Raw genomic sequence first — 21,675 nt, forward strand, 5'->3', positions numbered from 1 at the left:
CACGCTCACAGCTACATCATCCGACCGGCGTCTTCGCAATCGCAAAAGACCGGGCGCGCGTCAGGCCCGCCATGCACAAGATCGCGATGTTGCAGAAGGGGATGCCCCGCACGAACAGCGTCGCTTCCGTGAGGTTGTGCAGCAGGTAGATCAGCAGGATCAGCCCGAAGGCGCCGGCCGCGGCCCGCTCCGGGCGCGGCAGCGCCGAGACCGCCCAGCGCGTCCCCCGCAGCAGGTGCCCGACGACGACGAGGCTCGCGAGCGCCGTCGCCGGCAGCCCGATGTGCAGCCAGAGCTCGAGATAGCCGTTGTGGGCCTGGTTGATCGTGCCGACTTCGACGTCGCCGAGCCAGGTGCCGGGATCGAGGCGGTTGAGCGGATCGTTGTCGGCGCCGACGTCCCAGAACGCGCCGTAGCCGTGACCGAGCCAGGGCCGCTCCTGCGCGGCGCCGAGCGCGAAGGCCCAGAGCTCGTCGCGCCCGGTGAAGGAGGCGTCGCCGGTGAAAAGCGCCGAGAACTGCGCGAGGTCGAAATCATAGGCCGCGAACAGGACGAGGACCCCCACCAGCCCGAGCAGGCCGACGCCGACCAGCAGCAGCACGAAACGCGCGCCGAGCCGCTCCGACAACGCGAAGGCCGCGACGACGGCGAGCGCGAGCGCTGTGAGCGCGATCGAGGTCTTGCTGCGCGTCAGCATGAGGAACAGCAGCGCGGGCATGAGCGCCGCGAGCCCGATCGCCACGTCGCGGCCCCGCCGCGCGCCGAGCATCCAGGTGACGGTGACGATCACCGCGACCATGGAGGCGATGCCGGCCACGTTCTTCTGCGAATACATGCCGCGGACGCCGAGCTCGGTGATCGCGATCCCGGGCAGCAGCGCCGTGCCGACGAGGTTGAGCGCGATCACCACGGCGCAGGCGACGAACATGGCGGTGTGCAGCCGCCTGAGGCTCGGCAGGCCCGCGGCGCAGGCGAACGCGATCGTCGTGAGGAAGAACAGCAGCAGCGAGCGGCGCGCCGTCAGGGCGGGGAAATCCGACCAGAGCAGGCTCGCGAGGCAGATCCCGACGATCGTCGCGAGCCCGAGCCCCGGCAGGATCATGCCGGGGATCGCGCGGCGGTTGGTCCAGAGCACGATGAGCGCGAGGCCGAACAGCGCGAGCACGCCGAAGCGGTCCACCACGTTGCCCTCGACGCGCTGAGCGGCGCTCGGATCGGCGAAGGGCTGCGCGCCGATCAGCACATAGAACAGGAAGGCGTAGAGCAGCGCCGCGTGCAGCCGGTCGCGCCAGCCGGCGAGGGCGTGCGCGCGATCCGCCTGCGTCGCGGTCATCGGGGCGTCGACCATACCGGTCTCCGGTGGCTGCCGCCGGGCTCGCGCGGCGCCTGAGCGCACACTCGCCGCAGGGATTTTAATGTCAAATTAAGCGGGCTCGTCCGGTTGTGGGAATTCGCTTGGGAGCCGCCGCCCGTGGACCTCGTCTCGATCGTGATCCCGACCCTGAACCGGCCGGAGCCGCTGAGGCGCGCGGTCGCGAGCGCGCTGGCGCAGCAGGGCGCGGACGTGGGCGTCGAGGTGCTCGTGGTCGACAACTCGGCCGACGGCAACGCGGCGGCCGTGGTCGCGGGCCTGACGGGGCCGGCCGACCGGCCGGTGCGCTATCTCGCCGCCCCTCGGCCGGGCGTCGCCAACGCCCGCAACGCCGGCGTCGCCGCGGCCGCGGGGCGCTGGGTCGCGTTCCTCGACGATGACCAGGAGGCGTCGGTCGGGTGGGTCGCCGCCCATGTCGCCGCCGCGCGGGCGAGCGGAGCCGACGCCACCTTCGGCCCCGTGGAGGGCCGCGCCGAGGACGGGGCGTCGATGGGGCCTTTCGAGCCCTATTTCTCGCGCCGGATCGAGCGGCCGGACGCCGACGACGTGACCGCGATCGCCGCCTATCTCGGCACCAACAACTCCATGTTCGACCGCGCGCGCTGCCTGTCGGACGAGCCGCCGTTCGATCCGCGCCTGAACGAGAGCGGCGGCGAGGACAGCCTGCTGCTGAAGCGGCTGACGCTCGCGGGTCGCCGCTTCGGCTGGGCGGCCGGCGCGACGGTGATCGAGTGGACGCCGGAACGGCGGCTGACCTGGGCCTATGTGCGCAAGCGCAAGTTCCTGAGCGGTCAGGTCCGCACCTTCACCCACCACATGGTTTCGCCGCCGCAATGGGGGCGGATCGCGTTCTGGATGGCGGCGGGCGCGGCCCAGAGCCTCGCCGCCGGCGCCGCGGCGGCCGCCTTCGCGCCGATCGACCGCGACCGTTCACAGAAGGCGCTCGCCGCGGCCTATGGCGGGCTCGGCAAGGTGCTGTGGGCCGAGCGCTTCCGGCCCTCGCTCTACGGGCCGGGCCTCGTGTCGTGACCGGGCCGACCCGCCGCGCGGCGCTCGCCGGCGGGTTGGCCGCCGCGCTCGCAGGTCCCCCGGCCCTCGCGCGGTCTGCGTCGCGGGCGACGTTGCGCGTGCGCGACGATCTTCCCGGCCGGGCGATCAGTCCGCTGGTCTACGGCTCCAACGAGATCGGCGCGATGGAGGGCGGCGCGCTCTCGGCCGATCTCGACCGGGCGGCCGGCGTCGCCTTCCGCCGCCTTGGCGGCAACCTCATGACGACCTACGACTGGGCCAGCAACGCCTCGAACGCGGGCAAAGACTGGCGGCACGCCAACCTCTTGTTCCTGCCGGACGCCCTGCGCATGGAGGGCGAACGCCGCTCCGAGCCGTTCTCGGTCATCGACGTCATGCACCGCGCCTCGCTCGCAATGGGCGCGAAGAGCCTCGTGACGCTGCCGCTCGCGGGCTACGTGGCGGCCGACGCGGATGGCGACGTCGCGCCAGCCGACGCTGCGCCCTCGCGCCGCTTCAAGCCGGTGCGCTGGGACGGCCGAACCCCGGCCGGCGCCCCGATCGACCCTGCCGTCTGCGACGTCCCCCATCTCCTGGCGAAACTGCTGGAGCGCTACGGCGACGCCGGCTCCGCCGACGGTATCTTCGGCTATTCCCTCGACAACGAGCCCGGCCTGTGGCCCGAGACCCATCCGCGGGTGGTGCGCGCCAATCCCACCGTCGCCGCGCTGATCGAGCGCTCGATCGCCGCGGCGCGCGCGGTGAAGGCGCTCGATCCGAAGGCGCAGGTGTTCGGTCCGGCGAGCTGGGGCGCGACCGAGTTCGCGACCTTTCAGGACGCGCCGGACTGGAGCGCCTTCCGCCGCTACGGCAGCTTCCTCGCGGCCTATCTCGACGCCTTCCGCCGCGCGTCGGAAGAGGCGGGCGTCCGCCTGATCGATGCGCTCGACGTGCACTGGTATCCCTATTCCCGCGCAGGCGATCTGCTGCACGCCAAGGATCCGGCGCTCGGTCCCGCGCTGCTCGACGCGCCGCGTTCGCTGTCGGAGTCGGGCTTTCGCGAGCGGAGCTGGGTCACGGACGTCCTCGGGGTCGACGACGCGGCCGACGCTGCGGTGACGCTGCCGCTGCTGCCAAGCCTGGAGCGGATCGTCGCGCGCTGGTTTCCGGGCGTGCGCGTCGCCGTCACCGAGTTCAACTACGGCGCCGGCGTGCTGCCCGCCGCAGGGCTCGCGCTCGCCGACGCGCTCGGGCGGCTCGGGGCCGGCGGGGTCTGGTGCGCGAGCCACTGGGGCGCGCTCTCGGGCGCGCTCGGCGAGGCCTACCGCCTGTACCGGGCGACGGACGGCGCGGGCGGCGCTTTCGGCGACGCAGCGCTCGGGCTTGAGGGCGCCGGTCCGGGGCTCGCCGCCTACGCCGCACGGTCAGGGGAGGGCGGTCCGGTGCGGATCGTGCTGATCAACAAGGCCGAGACGCCGACCGTGGTCGACATCGCCTTCGCCAGGGCTGAGCGGACCGCGCTCGCGGGACTGGGCTTCGACGCCGGCCGCGCCGTGGGCCCGGTCGAGCGGCTGCCGGAGCGCATCGACGGCGGCGGGCGGATCGAGCTGCCGCCCCGCTCCGCCCGTCGCTTCGCCTTCGGCGAGAGCCGTTAAAGCGCCGCCGCCCCAGTGAACTGGGACGCGTGGTGTTCGAGAGAGCGCCGCCCTTTCCGCTCGTCGTCCTCCGGCTTGACCGGAGGACCCATCGCCGACGTCGAGCTCTACGCCGGGCATGGATGGTCCGGTCAAGCCGGACCATGACGGCGCGTTTGACCAGGACGAGCGGACAGTCCGGGTCTCACACGCTTCGCGCGAGGCCGTCCTTGAGGCCAATCACCGCCGACGTCAGCAGCACCCGCTCGGCCGCCTCGGTCGAGAAGGCGGCGCGGCGCGCGAACAGCGCGCGCTCGCCCGGCGCCGGCGAGAGCGCGAGGCCGGCGAGGCCCGGCAGGCCGAGGCGCCGTCCGATCTGGGCGGGGCGGAGCAGGGCGGCGCGAAAGGCCCGTTCGACGGCGCCGATGCTGCGGGGCGCGAGCAGGCCTGCGGCGGCGGCGAGGTCGGCGAAGTAACGGTTCCAGCTCGGGGTCTCGGGGCCGACCAGATTGAGCGCGGCGACGCCCTCGAACGGCGCGACGTCGGTGAGCCGGCGCACGGCGGCGAAGGTCATCTCGGCGACGTCGTCCACATGGATCAGCGGCGCGACGCCGTCGCCGGCCGGACCGAGGTCGCCCAGCGCGCCGGCCTCGAGGCGCGCGCGGGTCTTGTCGACCCAGAACCGGCTGCCGCGTCCGTAGACAGCGCCGGGGCGCAGCAGCAGCGCGCGCCGGTCTGCCGGTCGTTCGCCGGCCCAGGCCGCGATCGCGGCCTCGCAGGCGATCTTGGCGTCGCCGTAGCCGCCCGGCGATCCGACCGGTCCGTCGCTCTCCACGATCGCGCCCTCGCGCTCGCCATAGACGGCGATCGAGGAGAAGTGGACCAGCGCGCCGCAGCCGGCCTCGGCCATCGCGGCGAGCAGGCGCCGGCACTGCGGCTCCATCTCGGCGTCCGGGCCGTAGGCCGCATGCACCACGACGTCGGCGCCGTCGACCGCGGCGCGCAGGTCGCCAGGCTGGTCGAGGTCGCACGGGGTGGCGACGAGGCCCTCCCGCCGACGCAGCGTCTCCGGCAGCGCGGAGCTGCGCAGGCCGGCGCGCACCTGATAGCCGACGTCCGCCAGCCGCGTCGCGACGGCTGAGCCGATGAAGCCGCCCGCCCCTGTGACGAGCGCGACGCCGTGTTCGCTCATGTCCCCGTCCTTTTCGACTTGCGCTTCAGCACGCCGCCCGCGAGCGCGTGCAGCGTCGGGCGGGCGAACAGGGCGAGCAGCGCCATATAGGTCGCGACTCCGGCCGGCGTCGCGATCGCCAGCGCCGACACGTCGCCGAACGGCCGCAGCGCCGCGGTCGCGGCGGCGACGGCGAGCCCCATCAGGCCGGCAAGCGCCCAGGGCGGCAGGAACGCCTTGAGCCGCGCCGTCCGCGACCAGCCCAGCAGCCGCGTCGGCAGGCCGATCGCGATCGCCGCCTGCACGCCGTCGCCGACGAGCCGCGCGAGACCCACCGCGAGCGGCCCGAGCGCGATCGCGCCGACCAGCGTCACGACGGTGGCGACGAAGCCGAGCACGCTGGAGGCGAGGCCGAACTCCGGCCGCGCGCTCGCCGACAGCGCGGTGAACACCAGCCGCGCCGGCACCGCGAGCGCGCCGCCGAGCGCGAGGAACACCGCGATCTCTGCGGCCTGATCCCAGCCGGGGCCGGCGACGGCGGGCAGCAGCGCGGGCGCTACCGCCGCGAGCCCGACGAAGATCGGCGTGATGACGTAGGCCGCGCGCGCCGCCACCGTCTCGGCGCTCGCGGTCAGGCTGGCGCGGTCGGCGTTGGCGGCGGCGAAGAACGAGAAGGCGAGGTTGTGGGCGGTCGCGATCACCGCGCCGCGGATCGGCTCGATCAGCCGCATCGCCATGTTGACGTAGCCGAGCGTGGTGACGCCGTAGACCGCGCCGACCACGTTGTTGAAGGCGAGATAGGTGAGGTTGTCGGCGAGCCGCTCCAGGAAGGAGAAGCCCGCGAAGCGGCCGAGCTCGCGCAGCCGCGCGCCCGACCAGCGCGGGCGGATCAGCGCGCCGAGCCGCGCCTGCAGCAGAATCGCGCGCGCGATCATCACGAACAGCCGCACGCCGATCAGCGCCCAGGCCGGGTGCCCCAGGAACGCGACCACAAGCGCGACGCCGACGCCGATCGCATGGCCCACGAGATTGGCGTAGGCGACGTCGTTGAAGCGCCGCCGCCGTCGGGCGAGCGCGGTCGCGATGTCGGTGTGGCCGCTGAAAAACATGGCCAGCGAGGCGATCGGCAGCAGCAGTCCGATCTCGGGCGCGTCATAGAACGCGCCGAGCGCGTAGCCGCCGGGGATCGTCAGGGCGAGCAGGGCGAGGCCGGCGGCCCATGAGGCGGCGAGCGCCGCCTCGAGATGGCCGCGGCGCAGGCCGCGCCGCTGCGCCAGCGCCTCCTCGAACGGGGCGCCGACGAACACCGACATCACCGCGACGACCGTCAGCACGAGCGCGGTGACGCCGAACTCGCGCGGGCTCGCGAGGCGGGACAGCACGGCGGTGCTGACGGTGAGCAGCAGGATGCGGCCGACCGCGTCCGCGCCAGCCCAGCCGATCCAGCCGAAGACCCGCGCCGCGGGGCCGGCGGTGGACTGCGCGCGGGTCACCCGGCCTGCAACAGGTCCCGGCCGCCGCGTCCGGGCGGGTTCGCTCCGGCCTTGGCGGCGGCGGCCGCGGCGCGGACGGGGTTCGCCGGCGCCTGCGCCGGTCCCGAGGCCGCGGCGGTCGGGGTCGCTGCCGCGCCGCCCCGCCGTTTCGCGACGCGTCCGACCGAGATCATCGCCCAGAGCGCCACGCCGCCGAGCGCGACCAGCAGTCCGAGCGCGCCGCCGAGGATGGCCCAGGCCGCCGTGGCCACGATCTGCGAGCCGGCGCGGGCGGGCACCGCCCCGGACGCGACCCGCAGGTTGACGGCGGAGATGCGGCCGAACTCGTCCGCCTCGCGCGAACGGGTCTCGAACGAGGTGAGCAGGTCGCGGTTGGCCTTGACCTCCTGTTCGAGCGCGCCGAGCTCGATCTGCGCCTGCCGCGCCTTGCCGAGGTCGGCGGTCAGGCTCGCGACGCGCTTCGTCACGTCGTCCTGCTCGGCCCGCGCGCGCACGAGATCGGCTTGCGCCGCCTGCCGGATGCGATCGAGCTCGCCGCGGATGCGGCGCTCGATCTCGTCGACGCGGCTGCGGGCGCTGGTGAGCGCCGGGTGGCGCGGCCCGAGGTTGAGATTGAGCTCGGCCATGTTCTCGCGCGCGGCGCTTAAGCGTTCGATCAGGTAGGAGACCGTGCGCATGTCCTCGGTCGCGGTCAGCGACCCGAGCGAGCCGAGGTCGCGGTTGGCGCGGTCGAGCTGCTGGGCGCGGGATTCAGCCCGGGCGAGGCGGGCCTGCGCGGCGCCGGCCTCGGTCACGGCCTCCTCGAGCCGCTGCTCGATGACGAGCTTGTCGCCGGAGGCGGTCAGGCCGTTGTCGCGCCGGAACGCTTCGGCCTTGGCCTCGGAGGCGCCGAGGCGCGCGCGCAGCGTCTCGAGCCGGCCGGTCAGCTCCTTGGTGAGGCGGCGTCCGGAATCGGCCCGGCTCTCGGCGTCCTCGGCCATGAAGGCCTTGACGGTTCCGTTCGCGATCCGGGTCGCGAGGTCGGGCGAGCTCGCCGTGGCGGTGACGTCGACGAGATAGCTGCGTTCGCCGCGCTTGACGGTCAGCGCCTTGCGCAGCGCCGTCAGCGTGGCGCTGTCGACCAGCGGCGCGTCGGGACCCAGCGGTCCGCGCAGGCCTGCGTCGGAGGGCTCGCCGTCGGCCACGAAGCCGGGCTCCTTGTCGAGCCCTTCGTCCCGGACGAGGCGCGCGAGCACGCGCTCCGACGTCAGCATCTGCATCTGGCTTTCGACGAAATTGATCGCGGCGTTCGCGTCGAGCTGGTTGTTGACCATCTCGTTGGGGAACACCTGCAGGGCGCGAGGGTCGATCAGAAGCTGCGCGGTGGCGGCGTAGCGCTTCGGCAGCGTCGCCTTGACCGCGACGCCGATGAGGACGCCGAGCAGGACCACCGCGACGATGATCCAAAGCGCGCGCCGAACATGGGCGAGCAGGACGGCGAAGGCGTAGGGCCAGACCGCGGAGCCGGCCGGCGCGCCGCTCGTCCTGCCGTCGATCGCCTCGTCACCCATGATCCGCCCGCTTCGCTCGATGCGTCATGCCTCATTCCGGCGGGAGGCGCGTCGCCGGAGCGACGCCGACGGTCGGACGGACTTCGGTCCCGCGTCCGCCAGACTCCGCAAACAAGCTTAATATTTCGTGCGCCGTCGGAACAGGGGCGACCGTGGCGAGACGACGCCGCAGGGTGGCGGCGCCGTCTCGCTCGATCACTTCGGCCGGGAATGGCGAGACCGAAGCGATGACACGATCGAAGCCGGGCCGCCCGCTGACGGGCGTTGTCCTTCATCGAAGCAACGACAACTTACGCCTGACTTGGTTCGGTTTCCATCAAATAAGACGCAAATCGATAATCCAGCCTGAAACGGCTTGTATACTAGTTAAAGATTGAAGAATTTTCTCGCAAGATTACTTCGCGCTGCCCCGATCTGAGGCGGCCGGCGCGTCAGGCTGGCACGGCGTCCCGTTTCGAGGCGCCTGCGCTGGCCGCAAGGGCTGCGCAGCCGAGCAGTCCCGAGATCTCGGAGAGGACGACCAGCGTCGCGGTTCGCCGCATCAATCCCTCATGCGGCCGCTTGGCCTCGAAAGCGGTCCGGAACGCGGCGTCGTCGATCAGATGGCGGAGCTTTGGCACGACGCCGCCGCAGATGTACGCGCCGCCCTGCGCGCCGAAGGTGAGCGCCATGTCGCCGGCGAAACGGGCGAACAGCCTCAGGAAGGTCTCGATCGCCTCGATCGCCAGCGCGTCGCCGTCCTGCGCGCGGGCGGCGACGTCGGACGCCTCGTCGAGCACGTCGCCGCGGCCGTCGATCTCGGTGAGCGCCGCGTGGAGGCGCGCGATGCCCGGCCCGGACAGCGCCCGCTCGGCGGACACCCGGCCAAAGTCGCGCCGCAGCACGGCGAGGACGGCGGCCTCCCGCTCGTCGACGGCGGCGAGCTCGATGTGCCCGCCTTCGCTCGGCACGGGCGTCCAGCCGGTCCCGGTCCGCAACAGCCCGGCGACGCCGAGCCCGGTGCCGGGCCCGAGCGCGACCTTGGCGCCTTCGGCGGAGGCCTGCGCCGCGCCGATCGGGAAAAGTTCATCCGCGCGGTAGTGCGGCAGCGCCGCGGCCTGCGCCGCGAAGTCGTTCACGAGCGTGACCCGCGCTAAGCCGAAACGGCGCGCGATCGCGTCGGCGTCGATGGTCCAGTCGAGGTTCGTCAGGCGCATGGAGCGTCCGGCCACGGGGCCCGCGAGCGCGAACACGGCGTGGTCGGGGCGGTCGTCGAGCCCGTCGAGATAGGCCGCGACCTCGTCCTCGAACGAGTCGTGATCGGCATTGGCGAGCGACGCTACGGCGTCCGGCCGCAGATCTTCGCCCGAGACGAGGCCGAAGCGTCCGTTCGTTCCTCCGATGTCACCGACGAGTAGCGTCACGAGATCCCCGGTTCTGGCGCGCGGAATCAGCCGAGATCGAACAGGCGCACGCGCCGGAGCTTGATATACGGGCGGACCGCCTCTTCGAAGGCGCGCACGGCCGCGCTGTCGTCGCGGCCCTCGGCCGCCGCCGCGTCGGCGTAGAGCGCTGACGTCAGGAAGAAGCCGGGCGCCTCCGGATCCTCGGCGATCGCGACGCCGCGGCAGGCCGGGTCCCGTCGCTCCATCTCGCGCGCGCCGGTGAAGACGGCCGCGCGGAACGCGGCGACGTTCTCCGGTTCGACCTCGAAAACGGTGGCGACAAGCTTCATGAACGCGACATAGTGCGGGCGCCTGCCCCGCCCATACCGAGCCATGCCCCTCATCCTGAAAATGCGCGAAAACGTACCGTTCGACGCCGACGATCTCGCCGCCCGCGTGCTGCACCGGGACGGCCTGATGCTGATCGTCGACAAGCCCGCCGGCCTTCCCGTCCACGCCGGTCCCAAGGGCGGCGTCAATCTCGAACAGATGTTCGGCGCCCTGCGCTTCGGGCTGCCGCGCGACCCGGCGCTGGCCCATCGCCTCGACAAGGACACCAGCGGCTGCCTCGTCCTCGGCCGCCACCGCAAGGCGCTGGCGCGGCTCGGCAAGCTGTTCTCGAACGGGCGCGTGGGCAAGACCTACTGGGCCGTGACGCGCGGCGCGCCGGACGCGGACGCCGGCCGGATCGACGCCCCGCTCGCCAAGCGCGACCCCGAGCGCGGCTGGTGGATGGCGGTCGACCCGGCGGGCCTGCCCTCGGTGACGGAGTGGCGGGTGCTGGCGCGGGCGGCGGGCCTCGCCTTCGTGGAGTTCACCCCGCTCACCGGCCGCACCCACCAGATCCGCGCCCACGCCGCTCATGTCGGCATGCCTCTGCTGGGCGATCCGATCTACGGCGCCGCCGGCGGTCCGGCCGGGGCCCGGCTTCACCTCCATGCGCGCTCGGTTTCGGTGCCGATGCGCGAGGGCCAGCCGCCCGTGGTCGCCGAAGCCCCGCCGCCGCCGCACATGGCGGCCACATTCGCCGCGATGGGCTGGAGCGCCTGAGCGGCGCCGGCGTCGCTTGCCATGTCGTCCGCCAATAAGGACGCTATATGCCGGACAGCCGCGGCGTGGACCGCGCCAGACCCGACGGAGTCCCCATGGCGCGCTGCCTCGTTCTGCTGAACCCGCGAGCGGGCACGCTCAAGGACCTCGCCGCCTCGTCCGGGTCGCTGCCGCCGGCGGAGCGCGTGCGGCAGGCGTTCTCCGCCGCCGGCAAGGACGTCGACGTGCGCATGGTCCCGCCACGGGACCTTGGCGGCGTGCTCGCCGAGATCGGCCGCGGCGACTCGCATGACGAGATCATCGTCGGCGGCGGCGACGGCTCGTTGTCGCGCTCGCTCGGCCGGCTGTTGTCGTCGGGCAAGACCTTCGGCGTGCTGCCGCTCGGCACCATGAACCTGCTCGCGCGCGACCTCGGCGTGCCGCAGGAGCTGGACGATGCGATCGCGGCGCTTGCGCGCGCGAAGCCGGCCGAGATCGACCTCGCCTCGGTCAATGGCCGGCCGTTCCATTCGATCTCGGGGCTCGGCTTTTTCGCCCAGATGGCGCGCGCCCGCGAGGCGACGCGGGGCTTCAAGGGGCTCGGGCGCTACGCGGCCTTCTCGCTCGCGGCGCTGCGCGCCTTTTTCCGCTCGGGACGCTCGCGCTACCAGCTCGTCATCGACGGCGCGCCGATCACAGTCGAGGCGACCGCGGTGCTCGTGACCAACAACGCCCTCGGCGACGGAGCCTGGCGCCGGCCGCGGCTCGACGGCGGCGAACTCGAGGTGATCGTCGCCCACGCCGGCACGGTCCGCGAGCGTCTGCGCCTGGGCGTCGACGTGGTGGCGGGCGGCTGGCGGTCGAACCCGCTGGTAGAGTCGTTCCGCGCCCGGCACGTCAAGGTCGAGAAGTCGCTGCGCCGGCGGGTCTGGCTTGCGACCGACGGCGAGCTCACCCGTGAGAACACGCCGATCATCTTCGAGACCATGCCGAAGGCGGCGCGCATGCTGAAGCCGGACGTGCCGGCCTCCGCGATCGGGGAAACTCTCGCATCGGGCGCGGTGGGCGCGGAGCATCCTGCGGCCGAGCCGCGGCCGAGCGCCGTCTGAGGTCGTCGACGTCAGGCCGCTGCGGCGGCGGCCGTGCCCGCCGGCTCGACGCGGGGGCCGGAGATCGATCCCCCATGCAGCGCGCGAAGCAGCGCGCGCGCCCCAACGTCGTAGATCTCGGCGATCTGGCGCGCTTCCTCGGCGTCGCTCATGAAGCGCTGCGCGTGAAACACGTGCTCGCGCACCCGCACCATGGTCATGGCGTTGTGGAGCGACAGCACCATCGCGCGCTCGCCCTCCATCATGGGCAGATCGCCGAGCGTCGGCAGCCCTTCCTCGCGGCGCCACTGCTCCAGCAGCGCGAGCCAGAGCGGCCAGCTCCGTTCGGCGCTGCGCGTGATCGGGTCGGGGTAGGAGTCGAGGCCCGCGCGGAAGAACAGGCGGGTCGCCACGCCCGAGACTTTCGCCAGCATCGCCTCGTAAAGCTCCGTCAGGCGGTCGACCATCGGCCGGCCGGCGGACGCCGCGAAGATGTCGGTCGCCCCGTCGCTCCAGTGATCACGGAAGACCTCCGTGAACACAGCCTCGATCAGGTCGGTCTTGCTGTCGAAGTAGCGGTAGAGCAGAGCTTGAGTGACGCCGATCGAGGCCGCGAGGTCGCGGGTCGGACCGCCGAAGCCGTTCTCGGCGAAAAAGGTGCAGGCCGCGCCGATGATCTGGGCGCGCCGTGCGTCGCCCGCCAGCCGCGGCGCGCGCCTCCGGCCAGACGAAGCGAGTTGCGTCACCGACATGCCCGGCCCCTTTAATTTTGCGTCCGCGAAGCGTCGCCGCGCGCCGCGTCTTTCCGCGGGCACAATGCTCCCCGAGGCCGCGGCCGCGACAGGCGGGGAAACGCGTAGAGACGTTTTGTCGCGCAATTGTCGTCATCGACCGCGCTTTTCTCTGTGTCGTCGGTACGCCGCCGTACGCAGGTCAAACTCTCATCGCCGGCGAAATCGCGCAGATGTGAAGGGAAGCAATGATCGAGCCACAACGGTGTGCGACCACGCGTCGCGTTAAGGGCGCCAAGGGCGGTCGCCCGAGCGCGCATGCGCGCTATGACGAAAGAAGACGACCGGGGCCCGGTTGCGACATTGCGCTGCAGCGCACCATCGGATAACCCATCCGAGCGACATTCGAAGAGGTCAAAAGAAACCGATGGCGCCACCGAAGGCGGATGCGGCCCGGCCGCTCTCCCCGCATATCCAGATCTACCGGCCGATGCTGTCGATGATGATGTCGATCGTGCATCGCATCACCGGCGCCGCGCTCTATTTCGGCACGGTGCTGCTTGTGATCTGGCTGGTCGCCGCAGCGTCGGGGCCCTCGGCCTTCGCCAACGTCCAAGCGATCTACGGCTCCTTCCTCGGCCAGCTCGTTCTGTTCGGCTATACTTGGGCGCTGATCCATCACGCGCTCGGCGGCGTCCGGCATTTCATCTGGGACGTCGGCCGCGGCTTCGACCACGCCTCGCGCGAGCTGCTGGTGAAGGCGGGCCTCGTCGGCTCCATCATGCTCACCGTCCTGATCTGGATCGTCGGCTACGTCGTAGCGGCCTGAGGGAGATGAAGCCGATGAGAACCCCCCTCGGCCAGGTGCGCGGCCTGGGCGCCGCGCGCTCCGGCACCGGCCATTTCTGGCTGCAGCGCCTCACCGCCGTGTCGAACCTCCTGCTGTCGATCGTGTTCGTGAGCGTGCTGATTTCGCTCGCCGGCGACAGCCACGCCGCGGTCACCGCGACGCTTTCGAATCCGGTGATCGCGATCCTGATGCTGCTGTTCGTGATCTCGGCGACCGTCCACATGCGTATCGGCATGCAGGTCATCATCGAAGACTACGTCCACGCCGAGCTGCCCAAGCTGCTCGCGCTGATGGCCAACACCTTCTTCGCCATCGCGATGGGCCTTTCCGCCGTGTTCGCGCTGCTGAAGATCAGTTTCGGAGTCTGAGGCCATGGCCGACGGAGCGAAGCCCAGCGGATCGGCGCCCGGCGTCAACGGCCGCGCCTACACCTTCGTCGACCACACCTTCGACGTGGTCGTGGTGGGCGCGGGCGGCGCCGGCCTGCGCGCTGTGGTCGGCTGCTCGGAGGCCGGCCTCAAGACCGCCTGCATCACCAAGGTATTCCCCACCCGCAGCCACACGGTCGCGGCGCAGGGCGGCATCTCCGCCTCGCTCGGCAACATGGGCGAGGACGACTGGCGCTTCCACATGTACGACACCGTCAAGGGCTCCGACTGGCTCGGCGACCAGGACGCGATCGAGTACCTCGTGCGCAACGCGCCGGCCGCGGTCTACGAGCTCGAGCACTGGGGCGTGCCGTTCTCCCGCACGGAGGAAGGCAAGATCTACCAGCGGCCGTTCGGCGGCATGACCACCCATTACGGCAAGGGCACCGCCCAGCGCACCTGCGCCGCGGCCGACCGCACGGGCCACGCCATCCTGCACACGCTCTACGGCGCGGCGCTGAAGGCCAAGGCCGAGTTCTTCATCGAGTATTTCGCCATCGACCTGATGATGGACGAGGACGGCGCCTGCATCGGCGTGGTCGCGCTCAAGATGGACGACGGCACTCTGCACCGCTTCCGCGGCCACAAGACGATCCTCGCCACCGGCGGCTACGGCCGGGCCTACTTCTCCGCGACCTCCGCCCACACCTGCACCGGCGACGGCAACGCCATGGTGCTGCGCGCCGGCCTGCCGCTGCAGGACATGGAGTTCGTGCAGTTCCACCCGACCGGCATCTACGGCGCGGGCTGCCTGATCACCGAGGGCGCGCGCGGCGAGGGCGGCTACCTCACCAATTCCGAGGGCGAGCGCTTCATGGAGCGCTACGCGCCCTCCGCGAAGGACCTCGCCTCCCGCGACGTGGTCTCCCGCTCCATGACGGTCGAGATCCGCGAGGGCCGCGGCGTCGGCAAGAACAAGGACCACATCTACCTGCACCTCGACCATCTCGATCCGAAGGTGCTGCACGAGCGCCTGCCCGGCATCTCCGAGAGCGCGAAGATCTTCGCGGGCGTGGACCTGACCAAGGAGCCGATCCCGGTGCTGCCGACCGTGCATTACAATATGGGCGGCATCCCCACGAACTTTCACGGCGAGGTGCTGACCAAGAAGAACGGCGACCCGGACACCGTGGTGCGCGGGCTGATGGCGCTTGGCGAGGCGGCCTGCGTTTCGGTCCATGGCGCGAACCGGCTCGGCTCGAACTCGCTGATCGATCTCGTGGTGTTCGGCCGCGCGGCCGCGGTGCGCTGCGCCGAGACCATGGAGCCGAACGCGCCGCACCGCGAGCTGCCCAAGGGCGCCTCCGACCTCGCGATTTCACGGCTCGACCGCCTGCGTCACGCCTCCGGCGGCACCCCGACCGCGGAGCTGCGGCTCGGCATGCAGAAGGTGATGCAGTCGAACTGCGCCGTGTTCCGCACTGGCGAGGTGCTGGAGGAGGGCAAGGGCCTGATCCATGAGGTCTGGGCGGGCTCCGAGGACGTGCGCGTGTCGGACCGCTCCCTGGTCTGGAACTCTGACCTGATCGAGACGCTCGAGTTCGACAACCTGATCGCCCAGGCCGTGGTCACCATGGACAGCGCGGTCAACCGCAAGGAGAGCCGCGGCGCCCACGCCCGCGAGGACTTCCCCGACCGCGACGACAAGGAATGGATGAAGCACACGCTCGCCTGGGCGGACGACGCCGCGCGGACCGTGACCATCGACTACCGCCCGGTCCACACCTACACGATGACCAACGACATCCAGTACATCGAGCCCAAGGCGCGGGTGTATTGATGGGCGAAGAACCCGACAGCCTGATCCTGCGCTATCTTCGTCAGATCGACGGGAAGGTCGATAGGATCGACGAACGCCTGAACGATCTCACGGCCCGGGTCTCTTCTCTCGAGGAGCAGATGTCGGGCCTGCGCTCCGACATCGTGCGGCTCGATCACCGCCTCGATCGGTTCGACGCCCGCCTGCAGCGCATCGAAAAGCGCCTCGACCTGATCGAGGCGTAGGAAAATCAATGGTCCAGCTCAGCCTTCCCAAGAACTCCCGCATCGTCGGCGGCAAGTCCTGGCCGAAGCCGGCCGGAGCGAAATCGGTCACCGAGTTCAAGGTCTACCGCTGGAACCCGGACGACGGGCAGAACCCGCGGGTCGACACCTTCTACGTCGATCGCGACGACTGCGGACCGATGGTCCTGGACGGGCTGATCTACATCAAGTCGAAGATCGACTCGACGTTGACCTTCCGCCGCTCCTGCCGCGAAGGCATCTGCGGCTCCTGCGCCATGAACATCGACGGCACCAACACGCTCGCCTGCACCAAGGGCATGGACGAGTGCTCCGGCGATGGAACGGTGAAGATCTACCCGCTGCCGCACATGCCGGTGGTGAAGGACCTCGTGCCGGATCTCACCCAGTTCTACGCCCAGCACGCCTCGGTGGAGCCCTGGCTGAAGACCGACACCCGCGCGCCCGGGACCGAGTGGAAGCAGTCCCGCGAGGACCGCGAGAAGCTCGACGGGCTCTACGAGTGCATCCTGTGCGCCTGCTGCTCGACCTCGTGCCCGAGCTACTGGTGGAACGGCGACCGTTATCTCGGCCCGGCCGCGCTGTTGCAGGCCTATCGCTGGCTGATCGACAGCCGCGACGAGGCCACCGGCGAGCGGCTGGACGATCTCGAAGACCCGTTCAAGCTCTATCGCTGCCACACCATCATGAACTGCGCCAAGGCCTGCCCGAAGGGCCTTAACCCGGCCAAGGCGATCGCCGAGATCAAGGGCATGATGGTCGCGCGCCAGTTCTGAGGCGCGGTCCGACAAAAAAGCCGCGCCGGCTGCGCAGCCGCGCTCGCCGTCGTGCCGTGCCTTCCCGCGGGCATCCACGACTTGAACACGACGCTCGACGCCCAAGTCGTGGATACCCGGCTTCCCCGGGCATGACGCTCGCTTGCTAGATGCTGCCGCTTTTTTAAGCGTGCCCATCGCTCGACGGGGCCATCGCGTGGGCCCACGTCTCCCGGGTCGACAACAAGGCTTCAGGGAGGTCGCTATGAACGATGTGGTCGATCAGGACCGGGCTTGGACGGTCGAGAACGTGCAGGATCTGCAGGCGCTCGCGCGCGAGAAGGTGCCGGCGAGCGTGATCGCCCTGCGGCTTCGGCGCTCGCAGGCGGACATCCACGCCAAGGCGTCGGAGATCGGCGTCACGCTCGTCGCCGAATAGCTCAGCTCCAGGCCGGCGACGTGAACAGCGCGAGCGCCGTAAACAGCCCCGCGCTCCACACGCCTGACCGCAGGGTCGGCTGGTTCGCGAGGTAGCAGGCCACATAGGCGATCCGGGACGCGACGAAGGCGACGGCCAGCAGGTCCGCCGTCATCGCGTCCGCGCCTTGCGTCGTGGCGACGAGGCCTGCGGCGGCGAAGAACGGAAACGCCTCGAAGCCGTTCTGCTGCGCGGCGATGGCGCGCCGGCGCCATCCCGAAGCCTCGTCCGCCCAGCCGCGCGGGTTGGCGTTGTCGAAGCTCCGGTCGCCCCATTTGGCGAGACCGACGGTCAGGACAGGCATGAGGCCGGCGACCAGCACGCACCACAGGGTCAAGGACATGGCGTTCGGCCTCCGGATCGCGTCGCGTCGGGCGTTTGACGATGGCGTGTTGAATGCGCCGTCGTTGCGCTCCCGGCTTACGCGGGCCAGCATTCCGCCGATCACCGCTCAGGATAAGACCGCCATGACAGAATCCCGTCCGCTGCTGCCGCTCGTGTCCGACGCCGAGGCCGATCCGCGCGCGCAGGCGGTGTTCGACGACATCCGCGCGGTGCGGAAGACCGACCGCGTCAACAACTTCTGGCGGGCGCTCGCAAACGATCCCGACGGCCTCGAGCGCACCTGGGCCGAGGTCAAGGCGGTGATGGGCGAGGGCGCGCTCGATCCGCTCGTGAAGGAGCTGGTCTACATCGCCGTTTCGGTGACGAACGGCTGCGAGTACTGCATCCGCTCGCATTCGGCCGCCGCCCGCGCGAAGGGTCTCGACGACGCCGGGCTGGCGGAATTGTTCGCCGTGATCGCGCTCGCGAACAAGACCAACGCGCTCGTCACCGGTCTGAGGCCGCCGGTCGACGAGGCGTTCCGCTGAGGGGCGCGAGTCCGGACGCGCGCCCCCGGTTCACCGGCCGGCGCTCATTTCGGCGCCGCGCCCTCGATCTTCGCGAGCAGCGCTTTCATTTCCGCGATCTCGCGCTCCTGCGCGGCCACGATGCGCTCGGCGAGGTCTCGCGCCTCGGCGTTCCGACCGTGCTTCAGCTCGATGCGCGCCATCTCCAGCGCGCCTTCGTGGTGGGGAATCATCGCGCGCAGGAAGTCGACGTCGGCGTCGCCGCTGAGCGGAAGCTTCATCGCCCGGTGCATCCTGTCGTTCGCATCGCGCAGCGCGTCGGAGGCCGGGCCGCTAGCGGCGCCGGCGTCTCCATGGCCGTGATGGCCCGACATGTCGTGCTGTCCCGCAAGCGCGGGCGCCGCCGCGACGAGCGCCAAGGCGCACGGCAGCGCGATCCTGAAACGTTTCATGGGATTGGTTCTCCATCGATCGGTTGAGGGGGAGGCGCTTCAGGCGCGCCGGACCGTCAGGTCGTTCGAGGAGGCGGGATCGACGTTTCGGGAGCGTGGCTCTCCGGCGCTCCGGAGACGGGGAGGAAGCTTGCGGCCTGTCCATGCTTCAGGGGCCGCAGCGTGGCGGCGAAGGCCGCCGGTAGCGTGGCGCAGATCGCGGCGCAGGCGGCGCGCTCGATCGGATGGGCGCCGGCATGTCCGGCATCGGAAGGCGCGGCGTGGGACGCATGCGCGGCATGGCCGCCGGCCGCGTGAGCGGAGCGCAGCGACGCCGCGGGGCACAAGCCCAGAACGCTTGCGCACAGGGCGATGAACAGGATCCGGGCGAGCCGCATGCCGGAATCTTAAGGCCGTAGGCGAGCGGCGCTCAAGCGTGCGGACGCGAGCGTCAGTACCGCCACCAGTATTCTTTGATGTTGCCTTTGCCGCCGGTCGAGAAGTCGTACATCGACTGGCGGACGTCGTCCTGGCTCGGATGGATCGGACCCCACGGACGGTCGTCCCGCGGCTCGGCGCGGTGGACGCGGCGCTCGGCGTGAGGCCGCCGCTCCGTCGCCGCCGCGCGTTCGCGCCAGCCGTCCCGGTCGCGCACGCGCCGGTCGTGGGCGTCGGCGACGGTGGTCATGGCGCCGGCGAGCGTCGCGGCGAGAACCAGAACGGAAAGGCGCATGGCGCGGCTCCTTCGGCGGAAAGCGACCTGAACCGAACGCGCGGGCGGGGCGGGCGTTCCGGCGAGGCCTGCGATCGACGAAGGTCTGCCCCACGTTCGTACGCATGACGGCGGCCGAACGGTCTGCTAATCGACCGCGGTCGGGGCGGCGGAAAGCCTCCGGATGGAGGCGTCGGGCCGCTCGAGATGACCGAGACGACCGTTCAACGCTACGAGGCGACGGTGCGCTCCGGCGCGCTTGAGCGCGACCCGGCGCAGGAGCAGGTGATCGCGCGGCTGAACGCGCTCGACCAGAACCTGCGCGATCGCAGCCGCAGCAAGTCCGGCGCGCTGGGCTGGCTGTTCGCCAAACGCGCCGCAGAACCGCCGCGCGGTCTCTATGTCTGGGGCGAGGTCGGCCGCGGCAAGACGCGGCTGATGGACATGTTCTTCGAGGCCGTTCCGGTCGCGAGGAAGCGGCGCGCGCATTTCCACGACTTCATGATCGACGTGCATGCGCGCATCCATCAGGCGCGGCAGCGCGCCAAGACCGGCAAGGGGCCGTCCGGCGACGTGATCCCGGTCGTTGGCGAGGCGATCGCGGCCGAGGCGTCGCTGCTGTGCTTTGACGAGTTCCACGTCACCGACATCGCCGACGCCATGATCCTGGCGCGCCTGTTCGAGCGGCTGTTCGAGGCCGGCGTGGTGGTGGTCGCGACCTCGAACGTGCCGCCGGACGACCTCTACAAGGACGGCCTCAACCGCTCGCTGTTCACGCCGTTCATCGCGCTTGTGAAGAGTCGCATGGAGGTGGTGAAGCTCGCCGCCCGCACCGACTTCCGGCGCGAGAAGCTCGGGCATGGCGGGGTGTGGCTGACGCCGGCGGACGAGGCCGCCCGCGCCGAGCTCGACCGCGCCTTCGAAGCGCTGGCCGGCGGTCCCGGCGCGCCGGCGAGCTTCGAGGTGCAGGGCCGCTCCGTCGCGCTCGCAGGCGCCGCGAACGGCGTCGCTCGCGCGAGCTTCGCGGACCTTTGCGGCAAGCCGCTCGGCGCCGCCGACTACATCGCGCTGGCGCGGCGCCATCACACTCTCGTGCTCGACGCCGTCCCGACCCTCGACGAGACGCGCCGCAACGAGGCGCGCCGCCTCATGACGCTGGTCGACGCGCTCTACGAGCACAACGTCAAGCTGGTGGCGTCGGCGGATGCCCCGCCGGACGAGCTGTGGCGCGGAACCGACGGCTACGAGACGTTCGGCTTCGCCCGCACCGCCTCACGCCTCGCCGAAATGGGCTCGGACGAGTGGCTGTCGCGCCCCCATGGCCGGCCCGACAGCGCGGCGTCCGGCTCGGCGTCCGGGCTGGTCGAGACCTGACGCGTCCGCTATGTCCCGACGGGACGCCGCATTGCAACAATTTACGCCGTCTATCACTTGAACGGACCTTTCAATCGGGCTAGTCGAGAGGCCCCGCCGCCCGGCGTCAATATGTCTCGCCTCTCCGCCGGTCCGTCTGATCCACGAGGAACTTGAACACCATGGCGCGCAGCAAGATCGCACTCGTCGGGGCCGGCCAGATCGGCGGAACGCTCGCCCACCTCGTCGGGCTCAAGGAGCTGGGCGACGTGGTGCTGTTCGACATCGTAGACGGCGTGCCCCAGGGCAAGGCGCTCGACATCGCGGAAAGCTCGCCGGTCGACGGCTTCGACAGCGTGCTCAAGGGCGTGTCGTCCTACGAGGGCATCGCCGGCGCAGACGTGGTGATCGTGACCGCCGGCGTGCCGCGCAAGCCCGGCATGAGCCGCGACGACCTCATCGGCGTCAATCTCAAGGTGATGGAGCAGGTCGGCGCCGGCATCGCCCAGTACGCGCCCGACGCCTTCGTGATCTGCATCACCAACCCGCTCGACGCCATGGTGTGGGCGCTGCAGCAATCCTCGGGCCTGAAGCCGGAGAAGGTCGTCGGCATGGCCGGCGTGCTGGACTCGTCGCGGTTCCGCTACTTCCTCGCCGACGAGTTCAAGGTCTCGGTCGAGGACGTCACCGCCTTCGTGCTCGGCGGCCACGGCGACACCATGGTGCCGCTGACCCGCTACTCCACGGTCGCCGGCATCCCGCTGCCGGACCTCGTCAAGCTCGGCTGGACCACGCAGGAGCGCCTCGACCAGATCGTGCAGCGCACCCGCGACGGCGGCGCCGAGATCGTCGGCCTGCTCAAGACCGGCTCGGCCTTCTACGCGCCGGCGGCCTCCGCGATCGCGATGGCGGAGAGCTACCTCAAGGACAAGAAGCGGGTTCTCCCCTGCGCCGCCTACCTTACCGGCCAGTACGGCGTCGACGGCATCTATGTCGGCGTGCCGGTGGTGATCGGCGCGGGCGGCGTCGAGCGGATCATCGAGATCGAGCTCGCCGGCGACGAAAAGGCCGGCTTCGACAAGTCGGTCGGCGCCGTGAAGGGCCTGATCGACGTGTGCAAGGGCATCGCGCCGAACCTGGGGAAGTGACGTTTGGCCCCTCCGGGCCCCGGCCTAGGGTCGGGACGAGAGGGGTCGGGCGGAGATTGGCGAGCTTCGGCGACGAGGACCTGTTGCGATGAACATTCACGAATACCAGGCCAAGGGGTTGCTGCGGGGGTTTGGGGCTCCTGTGCC

General features: G+C 71.1%; 24 protein-coding genes. 13 read left to right on the top strand and 11 right to left on the bottom strand.

The window, feature by feature from the left end; translation table 11 throughout:
• Nucleotides 1-16: 16 nt before the first annotated feature.
• Nucleotides 17-1,348, bottom strand: a complete 1,332-nt coding sequence (locus tag PKE78_RS18270) for an O-antigen ligase family protein (RefSeq protein WP_271202355.1) — start codon at nt 1,346-1,348, stop codon at nt 17-19.
• A 123-nt stretch (nt 1,349-1,471) separates the two neighbouring features.
• Here PKE78_RS18270 and PKE78_RS18275 point away from each other — a divergent pair, with 123 nt between their 5' ends.
• Nucleotides 1,472-2,401, top strand: coding sequence for a glycosyltransferase family 2 protein (locus PKE78_RS18275; RefSeq protein WP_271202356.1), 930 nt, complete (start codon nt 1,472-1,474; stop codon nt 2,399-2,401).
• 98 nt (nt 2,402-2,499) lie between these two features.
• Nucleotides 2,500-4,035, top strand: coding sequence for a glycoside hydrolase family 44 protein (locus PKE78_RS18280; RefSeq protein WP_271202357.1), 1,536 nt, complete (start codon nt 2,500-2,502; stop codon nt 4,033-4,035).
• A gap of 184 nt (nt 4,036-4,219) precedes the next feature.
• Here PKE78_RS18280 and PKE78_RS18285 read toward each other — a convergent pair whose 3' ends face one another.
• From PKE78_RS18285 to PKE78_RS18305, 5 genes are all read right to left on the bottom strand, one after another.
• Nucleotides 4,220-5,206, bottom strand: coding sequence for an NAD-dependent epimerase/dehydratase family protein (locus tag PKE78_RS18285; RefSeq protein ID WP_271202358.1), 987 nt, complete (start codon nt 5,204-5,206; stop codon nt 4,220-4,222).
• A complete protein-coding gene (locus PKE78_RS18290; RefSeq protein ID WP_271202359.1) occupies nt 5,203-6,678 on the bottom strand; it encodes an oligosaccharide flippase family protein in 1,476 nt (491 codons plus the stop codon). The genes PKE78_RS18285 and PKE78_RS18290 overlap by 4 nt, the downstream gene beginning before the upstream one ends.
• The gene (locus PKE78_RS18295; RefSeq protein WP_271202360.1) at nt 6,675-8,228 is read right to left on the bottom strand and encodes a GumC family protein; all 1,554 of its coding nucleotides are present in this window, start codon (nt 8,226-8,228) and stop codon (nt 6,675-6,677) included. Before PKE78_RS18295 ends, PKE78_RS18290 begins: the two co-directional genes overlap by 4 nt.
• Before the next feature lie 431 nt (nt 8,229-8,659).
• The gene (gene glk / locus PKE78_RS18300; RefSeq protein ID WP_271202361.1) at nt 8,660-9,631 is read right to left on the bottom strand and encodes a glucokinase; all 972 of its coding nucleotides are present in this window, start codon (nt 9,629-9,631) and stop codon (nt 8,660-8,662) included.
• A 26-nt stretch (nt 9,632-9,657) separates the two neighbouring features.
• The gene (locus tag PKE78_RS18305) at nt 9,658-9,987 is read right to left on the bottom strand and encodes an antibiotic biosynthesis monooxygenase (protein WP_271202362.1); all 330 of its coding nucleotides are present in this window, start codon (nt 9,985-9,987) and stop codon (nt 9,658-9,660) included.
• On the opposite strand from PKE78_RS18305, the gene PKE78_RS18310 reads away from it, so the two are divergent.
• The gene (locus PKE78_RS18310; RefSeq protein WP_271202363.1) at nt 9,986-10,702 is read left to right on the top strand and encodes an RluA family pseudouridine synthase; all 717 of its coding nucleotides are present in this window, start codon (nt 9,986-9,988) and stop codon (nt 10,700-10,702) included. The genes PKE78_RS18305 and PKE78_RS18310 overlap by 2 nt on opposite strands.
• A gap of 95 nt (nt 10,703-10,797) precedes the next feature.
• Nucleotides 10,798-11,790, top strand: a complete 993-nt coding sequence (locus tag PKE78_RS18315) for a diacylglycerol/lipid kinase family protein (RefSeq protein WP_271202364.1) — start codon at nt 10,798-10,800, stop codon at nt 11,788-11,790.
• 11 nt (nt 11,791-11,801) lie between these two features.
• Here the strand turns inward: PKE78_RS18315 and PKE78_RS18320 are convergent, their stop codons facing one another.
• A complete protein-coding gene (locus PKE78_RS18320) occupies nt 11,802-12,521 on the bottom strand; it encodes a TetR/AcrR family transcriptional regulator (protein WP_271202365.1) in 720 nt (239 codons plus the stop codon).
• A gap of 406 nt (nt 12,522-12,927) precedes the next feature.
• Here PKE78_RS18320 and sdhC point away from each other — a divergent pair, with 406 nt between their 5' ends.
• From sdhC to PKE78_RS18350, 6 genes are all read left to right on the top strand, one after another.
• Nucleotides 12,928-13,329, top strand: a complete 402-nt coding sequence (gene sdhC, locus PKE78_RS18325) for a succinate dehydrogenase, cytochrome b556 subunit (RefSeq protein ID WP_271202366.1) — start codon at nt 12,928-12,930, stop codon at nt 13,327-13,329.
• Nucleotides 13,330-13,343: 14 nt separating this feature from the next.
• On the top strand, nt 13,344-13,718 hold the full coding sequence (gene sdhD / locus PKE78_RS18330; RefSeq protein WP_271202367.1) for a succinate dehydrogenase, hydrophobic membrane anchor protein: 375 nt from the start codon (nt 13,344-13,346) through the stop codon (nt 13,716-13,718).
• A gap of 4 nt (nt 13,719-13,722) precedes the next feature.
• Nucleotides 13,723-15,558 (top strand): succinate dehydrogenase flavoprotein subunit, encoded by a 1,836-nt coding sequence (sdhA, locus tag PKE78_RS18335; RefSeq protein ID WP_271202368.1) that lies wholly within the window; start codon nt 13,723-13,725, stop codon nt 15,556-15,558.
• On the top strand, nt 15,558-15,782 hold the full coding sequence (locus PKE78_RS18340) for a hypothetical protein (RefSeq protein ID WP_271202369.1): 225 nt from the start codon (nt 15,558-15,560) through the stop codon (nt 15,780-15,782). Before sdhA ends, PKE78_RS18340 begins: the two co-directional genes overlap by 1 nt.
• A gap of 8 nt (nt 15,783-15,790) precedes the next feature.
• Entirely contained in the window at nt 15,791-16,576 is a 786-nt protein-coding gene (locus PKE78_RS18345) for a succinate dehydrogenase iron-sulfur subunit (protein ID WP_271202370.1), read from the top strand.
• 244 nt (nt 16,577-16,820) lie between these two features.
• Nucleotides 16,821-16,994 carry a hypothetical protein gene (locus PKE78_RS18350; RefSeq protein ID WP_271202371.1) on the top strand — a complete coding sequence of 58 codons (174 nt, stop codon included), beginning with the start codon at nt 16,821-16,823 and terminating at the stop codon, nt 16,992-16,994.
• Nucleotide 16,995: 1 nt separating this feature from the next.
• Here the strand turns inward: PKE78_RS18350 and PKE78_RS18355 are convergent, their stop codons facing one another.
• Nucleotides 16,996-17,376, bottom strand: a complete 381-nt coding sequence (locus PKE78_RS18355) for an MAPEG family protein (RefSeq protein WP_271202372.1) — start codon at nt 17,374-17,376, stop codon at nt 16,996-16,998.
• Nucleotides 17,377-17,500: 124 nt separating this feature from the next.
• Between PKE78_RS18355 and PKE78_RS18360 the strand changes: the two genes are divergently transcribed.
• Nucleotides 17,501-17,905, top strand: coding sequence for a carboxymuconolactone decarboxylase family protein (locus tag PKE78_RS18360; RefSeq protein WP_271202373.1), 405 nt, complete (start codon nt 17,501-17,503; stop codon nt 17,903-17,905).
• A 44-nt stretch (nt 17,906-17,949) separates the two neighbouring features.
• On the opposite strand, the gene copM is transcribed toward PKE78_RS18360, so the two are convergent.
• The 3 genes from copM to PKE78_RS18375 are packed head-to-tail and all read right to left on the bottom strand — an operon-like array spanning nt 17,950 to nt 19,048.
• Nucleotides 17,950-18,336 (bottom strand): CopM family metallochaperone, encoded by a 387-nt coding sequence (copM, locus tag PKE78_RS18365; RefSeq protein WP_271202374.1) that lies wholly within the window; start codon nt 18,334-18,336, stop codon nt 17,950-17,952.
• 56 nt (nt 18,337-18,392) lie between these two features.
• Nucleotides 18,393-18,713: a hypothetical protein gene (locus PKE78_RS18370; protein ID WP_271202375.1), complete on the bottom strand. Its 321-nt coding sequence runs from the start codon at nt 18,711-18,713 to the stop codon at nt 18,393-18,395.
• 53 nt (nt 18,714-18,766) lie between these two features.
• Nucleotides 18,767-19,048, bottom strand: a complete 282-nt coding sequence (locus PKE78_RS18375) for a hypothetical protein (RefSeq protein WP_271202376.1) — start codon at nt 19,046-19,048, stop codon at nt 18,767-18,769.
• 186 nt (nt 19,049-19,234) lie between these two features.
• On the opposite strand from PKE78_RS18375, the gene zapE reads away from it, so the two are divergent.
• On the top strand, nt 19,235-20,401 hold the full coding sequence (gene zapE, locus PKE78_RS18380) for a cell division protein ZapE (protein ID WP_271202377.1): 1,167 nt from the start codon (nt 19,235-19,237) through the stop codon (nt 20,399-20,401).
• A 161-nt stretch (nt 20,402-20,562) separates the two neighbouring features.
• Nucleotides 20,563-21,528: a malate dehydrogenase gene (mdh, locus tag PKE78_RS18385; RefSeq protein WP_271202378.1), complete on the top strand. Its 966-nt coding sequence runs from the start codon at nt 20,563-20,565 to the stop codon at nt 21,526-21,528.
• The last annotated feature ends 147 nt before the right edge of the window (nt 21,529-21,675 follow it).

The sequence above is a fragment of the Methylopila turkensis genome (assembly GCF_027922325.1).
In the GTDB taxonomy this organism is placed as follows: Bacteria; Pseudomonadota; Alphaproteobacteria; order Rhizobiales; family Methylopilaceae; genus Methylopila; species Methylopila turkensis.